We start from the raw sequence: 11781 nt of genomic DNA on the forward strand, positions 1-11781 counted from the left end.
CTTCTCCACCATTTCTTATTAAAATAGGTAAATCAAAACACATTGAATACACTGGGTAGTTACGGCATTATTAATAACAACTCCACTAACGTAAGTTTAATTATGTTTCGTTTAATTGCACCTTTAATAGGCCTTGTGGCTTTAAGTACACACGCAGCCCAAGACATTACGGTTTATAAATGCACAATTAAAGGAGTCGCTACATTTAGCCAAACACCCTGTGCTGACAATGCAGAAGTTATTAAGCTAAAACAGCCACTAGTTGCCGATAAGTACGGCAATAATGCAAACTCACCCGCAATGCCTGGTGCCTCTGTAGATAACTACATTGAGATTAAAAAAATTGATCGTGAAATTAAACGCCACCAGCTTACTATCAAAAACTATAAAGAAGACTTAGCCGACGCCAAACAACAAGCCAGCTATGTTACTCAAGATCAAGCTAATAGAATGGGCGCCGAATCAATAGCCGATGCGATAGCCACTAAAACTACGGCGATTCAAAACCGCTATAACACCTTAATTAGCGCTGTAGAGCAACAAATCTCTATTTTACAGCAGCAAAAACAGCAGCTGAGCAAACAACCTTAACTGCTAAATAAGCAGTTTACACATTGCGCAAGGTACACCTTTTACAACATATATTAAAAAATACCGCAAATAACATACTGTTCGCTATACTGATATTTAAAATTAAGTACTTTTAAAAAGTCAGGGAGCTATGTGAAAAATTTTAACTCAAAATATCATTCAGTTATCTTTTACATAATTTTTTCATTAGCGTACTTTTTAATTGGTATTTCACTCACTAAGCTCGCCTTTAATACTCAAATTATCCCGGTATGGTTACCTGCAGGTATTGCCTTAGTTGGATGCTATATGTGGTGGTGGCGCTTCATTCCAGCGCTTTTTATAGCAGCCTTTGCTTTTAACTTTAATATTTTTGACAGCACAGCTCACGATATGGTGTTAGTTGGCAATACCTTCAGCCAAGCCATGTATATTGCTATTGGCATTGTATTGCAGGCAATGGTGGGGGCTGGTTTACTTAAATATTGGCTTGGACACCCGCTGTATTTTAAAAAACGCGCAAGTATCATTTATTTTATTTTTGTTGTGGGCATTGCGGTTAGTTTAATTTCAGCAAATTTTGGGGTGTTTGCGCTGAGCCAATTTAACTCCGCATACGATATTAAAGATCATTGGCAAAATGTGTTATTTTGGTGGCTAGGAGACTCATTAGGCGTAATTATTGCCACTCCTCTGCTGTTGGTGCTTACTCAGTTTAAAGGGCAAAATAGGCCTATATCGCCACTGCCTACGTTAGCGGTATGTAGTATTTTATTTGTATCTGTTGCAGTAACTACTCAGCTTTATAACCAAGAAAACAGACAAAATACCGTTAAAGTCGCCGAGCGAGAAGCTCACATTATTGAAAATAGCTTATATCGCTACATCAACCAAAGTTTAATAGCAGTGCAAAGCTTAGCCAGCCAAGTACAATCTAACCCAGATTTAAACCAACAAGACTTTTACGCCTACGCCAGCGAGTTACTGACGCAGCATTCGTTTATTAAAGCGCTTTCGTGGAATCAAAAAATAGCGCAAAGTGAGCGAGCTTCGTTTACCCAAGAAGTTGCCGATATATACCATCTAGACTTTGAAATTGTCGGCGAGCCCCTTGAGCCAGACGATCCGATGGTCATCGTTAAATACATTGCCCCTTTTAATGGCAACCAAAAAGCGGTTGGTTTTAATGTGTATTCAAACCCAGACAGAAAAGCATCGCTAGTAAACCCTGCAATTAGGTATCAGCCAGTCAGCACTAAAATTATTCAGTTAGTGCAAACAGCTGAGCCTGAGCCTGCCTATCTGCTATTTGCCCCCGTGTACGAACAACAACAGCAAAAAGCTATTATAAAGGGGTACGCAACAGGTGTGTTTTTAGTGCGTAATATTATTGAGCAAGCGATTAACGAGCAACAATCAGAGATGTTTTCTATTGCGCTCTATGAAGATGTAAATAAGCCCGCATTTTATAGTAACTACGGCAAAAGTTTAAATATTGCTCAGGGCAGCCGTGTTATGAAACTAAAACTCAGCTTTGGTGGGCAAATATGGAATGCACATTTAGCCTTAAAAGAAAAATACCTTGCCCCCCATAATAACCAATTAACACTGTATTTAATGGCCTTGCAATTGGTGGTATGCGCTTTAATTTTAATTGTTTTACTGCTTTTTAATCAGCAACAAATTGCCCTTACCCGAAAAGTCGCAGAGCGCACCCATTCGCTTGCGCAAGCTAAAAAGCAATCTGACTTAGCTAATCAGGCTAAAAGCCGATTTTTAGCCAATATGAGCCATGAAATACGCACACCATTAAATGCAGTTATTGGCTTTTCATCATTAGCGCGCAAAGAAGACAACGCACACACTCTTATTGGTTACTTAGACAAAATAAACTCTTCATCTAAAAGCTTACTAAACCTGATTAACGACATACTTGATATTTCAAAAATTGAATCACATAAGCTTAAGCTAGAAAGCACAGCGTTTGACCTTCATGCAATTATAAAGCGTATTAACACAATGTTTGAAGCCAGTGCAGCCAATAAAGGCATTGGCTGGCAGGTTAGCAGTCATCTTCCGGTAGATACTTGGTATGTAGGCGACCCTTTACGCTTTGAGCAAGTAGTGCTAAACCTTTGCAGCAACGCAATAAAATTTACAGAGCAAGGCAAAGTAAATGTAGACTTTAGCGGAGAGTTTATCAGTACTGACAAAGTTAAAATAACCGTAACCGTTACAGATACGGGTATTGGCATAGAGCCCACCCAGCAGTCCAAGCTATTTAGTGCCTTTACCCAAGCAGACGACTCAACATCAAGGCGATACGGTGGCACAGGTCTGGGCTTAACTGTCGTAAAAGAACTCAGTAAATTAATGGGTGGTAACATCACATTACAGAGCGAACCAAACGTTGGCTCTACGTTTAAATTTGACGTTGAGCTTCGCACCAGCCCAGTACAAGAGCAAGCCGAGCTTGTATACTCGGGTACTAAATTGGCGGCTTTAAAAGTGCTAGTAGCAGAAGATAACCCGGTAAACCAAATGGTAATTAAAGCCATGCTAGGCTCATTAGGTATTGTTGCCCATATTGTCGAAAATGGTGAAGCGGCAGTAGATATAGCAAAAGAGCAACACTTTGACTTAATTTTAATGGACTGCCAAATGCCAATAATGGATGGTTACAGAGCCACCGCCCTAATTAGACAATTTAAAAGTGAGGTAGAGCTGCCTATTATTGCGCTGACCGCCGATGTTATGCCTGAGGATAAAGCCCATGCTCAAGCCGTTGGTTTTAATCAGCATCTTGCAAAACCGCTAGAACTGGTTAAGCTAACCGCGTGCTTAGCCCAATACGCCGAAATTGAAGAGCACTAATACAATAATGCGCTAAATAAATGCGCTTGTGTTAACTTAGTTTAAAACGCCACCACCCACTATAAAGCAGCCCAAGGTAAGCAGTAATGGCCACTTTTACCCACCAATGGTTTAGTGATATTAACCAGATAGACGTACACGAATGGACTCGATTATTCGGTAATGAACCTTTTACCCGCCATGCATTTTTATATGCATTAGAGCAAAGCCACTGTGTAAACAAAGAGACAGGCTGGCAGCCTCAGCACTTAGCGGTTTATGAAGCTGACAAATTAGTCGCACTCGCACCTGGGTATTTAAAAAGCCACTCTTACGGAGAGTATGTTTTTGATTGGGCATGGGCAGAAGCCTACGAGCAACACGGATTAGCCTATTACCCTAAATGGCTAAGCGGTGTACCTTTTAGCCCTATTGAAGGCCAGCGTATTGCCATTGCACATACGAATACACAAAGCGTATACGAGTACATAAAAAAGCAATTAAATTTAACCAGTGTGGAGCAAGGTTGGTCTGGCTGGCATGTTAACTTTTGCCCAAAGTTTCAAGCTCAAGCCCTGTGTACTGAGGATATAATGCAGCGCGTAGGCGTGCAGTTTCAATGGTTTAATAAAGGCTTTAAAACCTTTGACGATTTTTTAAATACACTCACCGCACGCAAACGAAAAACGCTAAAAAAAGAGCGAGCTAAAATAGCGCAGCAAAATATTTCCATTGAATGGCTGCAAGGCTCGCACCTAAGCCCTGAAACAATGCAGCTATTTTGTGAGTTTTATCAGCGTACTTATTTAAAACGTTCTGGGCATTTAGGGTATTTAAATATTGAGTTTTTTACTTTATTACAGGCACTAATGGGCGATCAGCTAATTGTTATGCTTGCCAAAAAAGACAACAAAATAGTGGCAGCAACGCTAAGCTTACAAGGTGAAAACACCTTGTATGGCCGCTATTGGGGCGCCAGCGAAGAAATAGACTCCCTTCATTTTGAGCTGTGTTACTACCAAGGGATTGAGTTTGCGATTAAGCATAACTTACATTGCTTTCACTCCGGCGCTCAAGGTGAGCATAAAATACCTCGTGGGTTTGAGCCTGTTTTTACCTACTCTAGCCACTATATTGTTGAACCCGACTTTAGAGCAGCAATAAACGACTACCTAAAGCGAGAACGCCAGCATATGACAATTTATAAAACGCAGTGCGCTGATTTACTGCCGTTTAAAAACCAATAACTGATTGTTCGCTGGCATAGCTGTATCACTTATGAGTGTAAGGCCAGCATGCCTTGCTAATTGCTCTATGGCCTCAAAATCACGAATACCGCTAAATGGGTCACGCTGTGTTAAAAAGCGATCGAACTCTTCATTACTTGCACTTGTAAACTGCCCTTGGTATTTGAAAGGGCCATAAATACACACTACACCTTGGCTTACTAAGTGTGTTGAAACCCCTTTAAAAAATTGCTCAACCAACTGCCAACTTACAATATGAAACGTATTTGCTGTGTAAATAGCATCTACGTTATTTACCGGCCATGCATAATTCAAATCAAGCTCAAGAGGGCCGTGTAAATTAGTTAAATTTGCCTCCTTAAGCCATAAATTTATGCCCTCATGGTTAATATGGCGATCACTTGTATACCACTGTAAATGCGGTAATTGCTCAGCAAAAAACACACTATGCTGCCCCGTACCCGAGCCTATTTCGAGTACCGATTCTGTCTTATTAAAAACCGTTTTAAGCACTTCTAAAATAGGACCCTTATTGTTTTCACACGCTTGTGAGAAAGGTTTGATCATGACCTGCACCAATATTGAAACTTATTGCACAACATTAACGCAAAAAAATGGCACTGAACAATTAAAGTTTTATAGATAATTTATAAAAGTGAGTTAATTCATGGCACTAAAATAAAAATAAGGCGATGGTATGTATTATGCTTTAATTAAATCAACCCTAAGTAGGGTGTATTACCGATATTAAATACGAGGATAAAATTATGCATACTCCCCCTTACACCGCTGTAGACGCTGTGGTCTCAGTGACAGAAAAAAGCACCGAAAAACCAAGCAGCACCTGTGATAGTAGAGCCACTGTAATCGACTTACTTTCTCACTGTAACCAAAATCAACAGGCGCTAAAAAAACATGAAACAGACCAAATATTCATTCTTGGCTATAATTGATACTCAATTAAACGCTGCAAATAATTTTTATAATAACTGTTTACACTGAAACCGATTAAATGTAATGATAACTATTATCGTTAACTTGAATCGGTTTTTTTATGTCTCCCTTTCAGGCATTACAGCCTTATCATCATGAACTTGCTTGTAACTGCTTACGCCCGGGCTTACATGCGCCTATGGTGGTAGCTCACTACATAGAAACCGCTTTAAACGTTGCTAAAAGCTTTGAAAAACAGCGTAACCCCTTACTACAAGAATTATATTTATTACGCACTCACCATGAAATTATCAATAAAATGTGCGACCCTCTAATACACAATGCCATTCGTAAGCAGTGCCTTGAGCAATTATATAAACCCTTATTGGCATTAAAACGCTTTTACTATGCACATAACGATACTGAAAAATTTTTAAAACTTGAGCGCGAAGCTCGCGTACTCAGTCACGAATTTAACCCTTTTTAAGGAGCGACTTATGAGCAATTTTAGAACCGAATCCGACAGCATGGGTGAATTACAGGTCCCTAGTGATGCGCTATACCAAGCGCAAACCCAGCGTGCAGTTAACAACTTTGCTATTAGCGGCTTAACTATGCCAAAACAGTTTGTAACAGCGCTTGCATACATTAAGCAAGCAGCAGCACAAAGTAACTTTGAGCTAAATCACTTAAGTAAAAGTAAAGCCAACGCTATTGAGCAAGCATGCCAACAAATTATTGATGGCGAGCATTACGAGCACTTCCCGGTTGATATTTTCCAAACTGGCTCAGGCACCAGCTCGAACATGAACGCTAATGAAGTTATCGCTACGCTTGCAACCCGCATTGGTAATGAGCCAGTTCACCCCAACGATGATGTAAATATGGGCCAAAGCTCTAACGATGTAGTGCCTACAGCCATTGCACTAAGTAGTGCTATTAACGTGGTTTATGAATTACTGCCCTCTCTTGAAAAACTATCGCAGAGTTTAGAGCAAAAAAAGGCAGACGTTGGCAAAATAGTTAAAACTGGCCGTACGCATTTAATGGATGCCATGCCCGTTACGTTTGAGCAAACGCTAAGCGCGTGGCAATCACAAGTAAATAATGCAGCCTCAGGCATTCGCCATAGCTTAGAGCGAGTATGTGAGCTTGCCCAAGGCGGGACTGCTGTTGGTACGGGTATAAATGCTGATGGCGAATTTGCCTCAAAGTTTGCTAAAAACTTAAGCGCAAATGTGGGTATAAGTTTTAAGCCAAGCAGTAATTTTTTTTACAATATTGGCTCGCAAGATGCCATTGTAGCGCTCTCAGGTCAGCTAAAAGTGCTCGCTGTAGCACAAATGAAAATAGCCAATGACTTACGCTGGATGAACTCAGGCCCACTTGCCGGGCTTGGCGAAATAGAGCTTGAAGCACTGCAACCTGGCTCGTCGATTATGCCGGGTAAAGTAAACCCGGTGATCCCAGAAGCGGCAGCCATGGTAAGCGCTCAAGTTATAGGTAACGATGCAACCATCACCGTGGCAGGCCAAGCGGGTAATTTTGAGCTAAACGTAATGCTACCTGTTATTGCGCACAATATTTTACAAAGCATTGAGTTACTTGCTAATAGCGCCCAAGCATTGGCAGATAAAGCCATTGCGAGTTTTAAAGTAAACCAAACCAATATTGATAAAGCACTGGCCAAAAATCCTATTTTAGTGACTGCACTTAATCCGGTGATCGGTTACGAAAAAGCAGCCAAAATAGCCAAGCAAGCCTACAAAGAAGCCCGCCCAATAATTGATGTCGCAGAGCAAGAAACCGACCTTTCACGCAGTGAATTAGAAAAGCTGCTTAACCCCACTAAACTTACCCAAGGCGGTTTATAAAGGTAAATCTAAAACGGCTTTAATTACTTGATAATATAGTTTTTATTGCCGTTAAAAATGCACCGTGTATGATAGTGATGAATAATTCATCACTATCAAGGTTTGTTATGCGTACTCAACTGTTAGCCCTACTTTTACCACTTTGTTTAACTGCATGCCTCGAAACAACATCGCAAGATGCACCAACTAACTCGGTGAACGAGCTTAAAGAAGTACCGCATAAAGAAGTACCTCAACAAACCAGCAGTGAAAACAAGCACAAAACCCCTACTGATGCATCACAACCCATAAAAACCGCTTTAAAAGCAGTATCACTTAACGACATTAAAACCGCAAAAAGCGAGCTTAATACGTTAATTGCCAATACACAGTGCGACACCTCTAAACAATGTAAGGTTATGCCTGTAGGAAGCAAAGCTTGCGGCGGACCAAGTGATTATGTTGTTTACTCAACAAAATCAGCTAAAGAGGGGCAAGTCAGTTCGCTTGCAAAGCAAATAACAACGCTTGAAAAAGCCTACAACACACAAAATGAAATGATGAGCACGTGCCAGCATTTAACTTCTCCAAGCACGCAGTGTGTTGAAAATAAATGTGTTAAACTTGAAGGTTCAGCGGTAAGTGTATTTTAAGGACAAGGTTATGAGTTGTTTACCATCAGCAATTAAATTATCAATTGTGAGTGTTGCCACCAGCGCAATGCTATTACTTAGCGGCTGTGCAAGCACATCATCAAGTACTGAGCAAAATCAGAATTTGTCTGACTTGAACTACGATCTTAATAACATTGTTAGTGATAATAGTTGCACCGCAAGCTTTCAATGTAAGGTACTTGAAGTAGGTGCACGAGCATGTGGTGGGCCAAGTAAGTATGTTGTGTATTCAACACTTAATACCTCTCAAGAGCACGCCGAAGAAGTTGCCCAAAAAATTACACAACAACAAAAAGCGCAAAACAAAGCGCAAGGTCTAACCGATTGCTCACCGGTACTTGAGGTACAAACCCTGTGTATTAATCAGCAATGCCAGGCATTTGATATAAAATAGCGCAAACGCCAATTTCAGCGTTAACCTATAAAAGGTATTAACGCTGAAATAACCACCACCAGCACCACACAAATTCCTGCTTTAACAATGTATTTCATCGGCATTTCTTTTTTTACCCAGTACGCATAAATAAATCGCACAAAGTAACTTGCAGCTGTGCCAAATAAAGCAAAAATAATTAAGTAAGCAATTAAAATAATATTCATATAAATCTAAATTAACTACTTAGTGTTTTTAGTATGAGCAATTAATAACTCTGCTACTTGTTGCTTTACGGCTCGCTTATCATCACTTTGGACATTAAACCGCGTTGCAAGTTGGGCTATTTCATCATCGTTTAGATTAAACGATAGGCGCTGACGTGTTTTTTTAGACTTTACATCTAAGCCTAAAATTTTACGGATCATATCTGAGGGCGTAAGCTCTTGGTCAATGGCCTGCTTTTTTATCGACTTTTGTACTTCGCTGCTTAAATCAAATGCCATTTGTGTGGCACGCACGGCTTGCTCTTGACGTAACCACTTGTCTTTAGCATCACTCACTTCGCATCTCCTGGAAACAAGTCGACTATATCGGTAATTGGGCGTGTTAGCGTTAGTGACACTTCGGTCTCACCGCCATCCCATATTTCAATATTTAAGCCATGCCTTTCGTCTGGCGATGCTAAGCAAATCATTTCACAAGGTTCGCCACCCTCTTGCTCATAGCGCGGTAATGACTGGCCACGAAAATCTTTGTTATGGAAATAGCACACATAAGGCGATTCACTTTGCTGATAGCTTTTAGCTAAAAACTGCATAAACTGCTCTGGCGTATTTTGTACCTGTATATGAGTTAACGACTCTTCATCAAAAATACGTGAAAATTCGTCTAGCCCAAATATTTGCTCTACGTCGTCACGCTGAATTTTGATTGAAAAATTAGCCCACTGCTCGCCATCATCTTGCTCAATTTGTAAAAATACCACCTGTCCGCTGTTCGTCTCAAGCACAAACTCAGTATCACTACTGTGCTGATATTGATAGGTTTGAATATCAATAACTCGCAGCGTTTGCCCTTTTAACCACGACGGATACGCAAATGAATCGATAACGCTAAACATGTCACCTTTTTTAAGCTCACTTGCATGGTTAAGCTGACGTTCTGGCTCTTTTTTAGATTTGAAAAAATTAAACATAATGAGGCATCCCTTAAGCAAAAAAGGTAACTAAGCCACGCTTAATTACCTTTTATTATAAATGTACGAACTATTAGCCGTTTTGCTTGGCTTTAATGCGCGCTAAAATATCAGCACTTTTTGGGCTTGTATCGCCAATACCGGCTTCAGCCATTTTTGCTTTTAAATCGTTGCCATTTGTATCTGACTCAAGTTGCTTAGCAGCGCCTAACTGGTCACTACGATCTTGCTGGCGCTGTTTAATACGCTCAAGCGACTGACGAGCCGATGTCATAGACGAGCTATTAGTATTAAGCGTGCTGTTAACCGCCATAGTAGCTTGCTGTACGCTTTCTGTGGTTTTAACCATAGTAAGCTGACGCTGGTTTTCTTTAATCGACTTTTCAGCGTCTTTAACTTGTTGTTTAAGCGCTACAATATGATTGCTAAAACCTGCTAATACTTGCTCGTTTTCAGCTTTTTCAGCTTCAAAGTCACCAATTTTTTCGGCAATTTCTAATGCTAAGGCTTCGTTACCTTTTTCAAGTGCTTGGCCTGCATATGCTTCGTGCTCAGCAATTGATGCATCAACTGCGCTAATTTTACGCTTAGTTTGCATTTCTTTAGCCATTACTTCTGTAAGGCTCTTTTTAGCACGATTAAGTGCATTTTGCGCATCTGCTATTTCTTGTTCAAAAATACGAATGCCGTTTGCATCTACAATTGCTTCGCCCGCTTCACGCGCGCCGCCACGTACTGCTGTAAATAATTTTTTTAATATACTCATAATCTTAACTCCACTAACTAGTTACTAATCGTTTAAATACAAGGTCACGGCTTCTAGTGCGTCAATAGCGTTGTCAGCTAGTGTCACTAGTTCGTGGGTAATATCATCTAATGATGAATTTACCGACAGTGCACCAAAAATCGCGTATTTGTTATCGATTTTAGCAAATGCACTCAGTGGAATTGGCACGTTTAAACGTAGTAGTGTTTCGTTTAACTCGTTGCGTAATTCACTTTTTACTTCATCTTCGCCAAACAAGTAGCTAATACATAACAACTGCTCTTGTGTTTGCGTAACAAAAATTGGAAGCTCATCGTTTCCATCAACTATGACTTGTAAAACATCTTGCTCACCAGGGTTGGCAATCAAGAAAGACTCAAAGTTAGCGCCTTCTGTTTCAAAAGAAGCTAATTTTATTGAAAGTTCATTTAATTCCATGTCTCTGCCTTTTTGCTGTTTGACATATTATGTCTGAGTTAAGATTCGCATGGTCGACATATTATGTCAACCATGTTTTATTAATTTTTATACAATTCGCTTTCTATCTGCCACGCATTACGGTAGTAATCATATAGCTGACCAGAACCTAACCTATTGACCTCAATACTTTTAACTTGTTCAAAATACTGGTTAGGAAATACAAAGCTGGCTAATAAATATTCTTTACTTACCCACCTTGATGGCACCGGCATAGCGCTTATATTTTTAATTCGCCCACTGGCTGGCTGACCCATTTTAGTGGCTATTGTCCACCCCCATTGCCCAAACGAAGGAATATTTTGCTGGTACTGCTCAACATAATCAAAACCCGCCGCTTTTACCGTTTTAGCAATACTTAAAAATGCTTTTTTGGCATGATAAGGCGAGGTTGATTGCACAGCCATTGCGCCATCGGGAGCTAACAATTGACGTACATGGTTATAAAAATAGTCGCTGTACATTTTGTTTAAATCGGGATGATTAGGGTCCGGCAAGTCAATTAAAATAGTGTCAAATTGCTTACCTTGATCAAGGAGCCTTTCAACCTCTAAAAACGCATCTCCCACAATAATATTGGCGCGTGGGTCTAACATCGATTGTTTATTTAGCGCTAATAACCGCTTACTTATAGACTCAGGCGCTGCAAAATCACCGTCTTTATGGCCAAATAAATTAAGCAGCTGTGCATCTAAATCAATTAACGTTACGTCGTTCACTGGCCACTTTAAAACATCTCTAAGGGCAAGCCCGTCGCCACCACCAATAATTAATACGCTATCGTGCCGGTTTGATGCGAGCATTGCCGGATACACCAGCATTGAGTGATATATTTGC

14 protein-coding genes and 1 pseudogene are annotated in these 11781 nt (G+C 40.3%); 8 read left to right on the plus strand and 7 right to left on the minus strand.

Going from position 1 to position 11781, the window contains the following annotated elements; translation table 11 throughout:
- Positions 1-102 precede the first annotated feature (102 nt).
- The 3 genes from B4F91_RS09505 (at position 103) to B4F91_RS09515 (ending at position 4670) form a co-directional block, all read left to right on the plus strand.
- Positions 103-591: an RNA-binding protein gene (locus tag B4F91_RS09505; RefSeq protein WP_167381737.1), complete on the plus strand. Its 489-nt coding sequence runs from the start codon at positions 103-105 to the stop codon at positions 589-591.
- Between the two features lie 132 nt (positions 592-723).
- On the plus strand, positions 724-3444 hold the full coding sequence (locus B4F91_RS09510) for an ATP-binding protein (RefSeq protein WP_096040930.1): 2721 nt from the start codon (positions 724-726) through the stop codon (positions 3442-3444).
- Positions 3445-3530: 86 nt separating this feature from the next.
- Positions 3531-4670 carry a GNAT family N-acetyltransferase gene (locus B4F91_RS09515; RefSeq protein WP_096040929.1) on the plus strand — a complete coding sequence of 380 codons (1140 nt, stop codon included), beginning with the start codon at positions 3531-3533 and terminating at the stop codon, positions 4668-4670.
- Here the strand turns inward: B4F91_RS09515 and B4F91_RS09520 are convergent.
- Positions 4647-5237 carry a DUF938 domain-containing protein gene (locus tag B4F91_RS09520; RefSeq protein WP_096040928.1) on the minus strand — a complete coding sequence of 197 codons (591 nt, stop codon included), beginning with the start codon at positions 5235-5237 and terminating at the stop codon, positions 4647-4649. The two genes, B4F91_RS09515 and B4F91_RS09520, sit on opposite strands and share 24 nt — an antisense overlap.
- A gap of 200 nt (positions 5238-5437) precedes the next feature.
- Between B4F91_RS09520 and B4F91_RS09525 the strand changes: the two genes are divergently transcribed.
- From B4F91_RS09525 to B4F91_RS09545, 5 genes are all read left to right on the plus strand, one after another.
- On the plus strand, positions 5438-5623 hold the full coding sequence (locus tag B4F91_RS09525; protein WP_004589148.1) for a hypothetical protein: 186 nt from the start codon (positions 5438-5440) through the stop codon (positions 5621-5623).
- 101 nt (positions 5624-5724) lie between these two features.
- Positions 5725-6090, plus strand: coding sequence for a hypothetical protein (locus B4F91_RS09530; RefSeq protein WP_004589147.1), 366 nt, complete (start codon positions 5725-5727; stop codon positions 6088-6090).
- A gap of 10 nt (positions 6091-6100) precedes the next feature.
- A complete protein-coding gene (locus B4F91_RS09535; RefSeq protein WP_096040927.1) occupies positions 6101-7477 on the plus strand; it encodes a class II fumarate hydratase in 1377 nt (458 codons plus the stop codon).
- 107 nt (positions 7478-7584) lie between these two features.
- Positions 7585-8109 (plus strand): hypothetical protein, encoded by a 525-nt coding sequence (locus B4F91_RS09540; protein ID WP_174694602.1) that lies wholly within the window; start codon positions 7585-7587, stop codon positions 8107-8109.
- Between the two features lie 10 nt (positions 8110-8119).
- Positions 8120-8524 (plus strand): hypothetical protein, encoded by a 405-nt coding sequence (locus B4F91_RS09545; RefSeq protein ID WP_029772226.1) that lies wholly within the window; start codon positions 8120-8122, stop codon positions 8522-8524.
- 20 nt (positions 8525-8544) lie between these two features.
- Here the strand turns inward: B4F91_RS09545 and B4F91_RS09550 are convergent, their stop codons facing one another.
- The 6 genes and pseudogenes from B4F91_RS09550 to B4F91_RS09575 all read right to left on the minus strand — a co-directional run.
- Complete coding sequence (locus B4F91_RS09550) at positions 8545-8730, minus strand: hypothetical protein (protein ID WP_004589143.1); 186 nt, start codon at positions 8728-8730, stop codon at positions 8545-8547.
- Positions 8731-8745: 15 nt separating this feature from the next.
- Entirely contained in the window at positions 8746-9066 is a 321-nt protein-coding gene (locus B4F91_RS09555; RefSeq protein WP_004589142.1) for a hypothetical protein, read from the minus strand.
- Positions 9063-9701, minus strand: coding sequence for a DUF4178 domain-containing protein (locus B4F91_RS09560; protein WP_054983738.1), 639 nt, complete (start codon positions 9699-9701; stop codon positions 9063-9065). Before B4F91_RS09560 ends, B4F91_RS09555 begins: the two co-directional genes overlap by 4 nt.
- 73 nt (positions 9702-9774) lie before the next feature.
- Positions 9775-10467, minus strand: a complete 693-nt coding sequence (locus B4F91_RS09565; RefSeq protein WP_096040925.1) for a PspA/IM30 family protein — start codon at positions 10465-10467, stop codon at positions 9775-9777.
- A 24-nt stretch (positions 10468-10491) separates the two neighbouring features.
- Positions 10492-10905: a YjfI family protein gene (locus B4F91_RS09570; RefSeq protein WP_004589139.1), complete on the minus strand. Its 414-nt coding sequence runs from the start codon at positions 10903-10905 to the stop codon at positions 10492-10494.
- An 80-nt stretch (positions 10906-10985) separates the two neighbouring features.
- Positions 10986-11781: pseudogene (locus B4F91_RS09575) on the minus strand (spermidine synthase); the annotation flags it as partial.

It is taken from the genome of Pseudoalteromonas sp. UBA6610, from assembly GCF_002433295.1.
GTDB lineage: Bacteria > Pseudomonadota > Gammaproteobacteria > Enterobacterales > Alteromonadaceae > Pseudoalteromonas > Pseudoalteromonas atlantica.

Bases quoted from the DNA above. Each gene is read 5' to 3' on its own strand.
- B4F91_RS09530 (WP_004589147.1), top strand. From the start codon at position 5,725: ATGTCTCCCTTTCAGGCATTACAGCCTTATCATCATGAACTTGCTTGT.
- B4F91_RS09560 (WP_054983738.1), bottom strand. From the start codon at position 9,701: ATGTTTAATTTTTTCAAATCTAAAAAAGAGCCAGAACGTCAGCTTAAC.
- B4F91_RS09515 (WP_096040929.1), top strand. From the start codon at position 3,531: ATGGCCACTTTTACCCACCAATGGTTTAGTGATATTAACCAGATAGAC.
- B4F91_RS09570 (WP_004589139.1), bottom strand. From the start codon at position 10,905: ATGGAATTAAATGAACTTTCAATAAAATTAGCTTCTTTTGAAACAGAA.
- B4F91_RS09565 (WP_096040925.1), bottom strand. From the start codon at position 10,467: ATGAGTATATTAAAAAAATTATTTACAGCAGTACGTGGCGGCGCGCGT.
- B4F91_RS09520 (WP_096040928.1), bottom strand. From the start codon at position 5,237: ATGATCAAACCTTTCTCACAAGCGTGTGAAAACAATAAGGGTCCTATT.
- B4F91_RS09545 (WP_029772226.1), top strand. From the start codon at position 8,120: ATGAGTTGTTTACCATCAGCAATTAAATTATCAATTGTGAGTGTTGCC.
- B4F91_RS09535 (WP_096040927.1), top strand. From the start codon at position 6,101: ATGAGCAATTTTAGAACCGAATCCGACAGCATGGGTGAATTACAGGTC.
- B4F91_RS09525 (WP_004589148.1), top strand. From the start codon at position 5,438: ATGCATACTCCCCCTTACACCGCTGTAGACGCTGTGGTCTCAGTGACA.
- B4F91_RS09505 (WP_167381737.1), top strand. From the start codon at position 103: ATGTTTCGTTTAATTGCACCTTTAATAGGCCTTGTGGCTTTAAGTACA.
- B4F91_RS09540 (WP_174694602.1), top strand. From the start codon at position 7,585: ATGCGTACTCAACTGTTAGCCCTACTTTTACCACTTTGTTTAACTGCA.
- B4F91_RS09550 (WP_004589143.1), bottom strand. From the start codon at position 8,730: ATGAATATTATTTTAATTGCTTACTTAATTATTTTTGCTTTATTTGGC.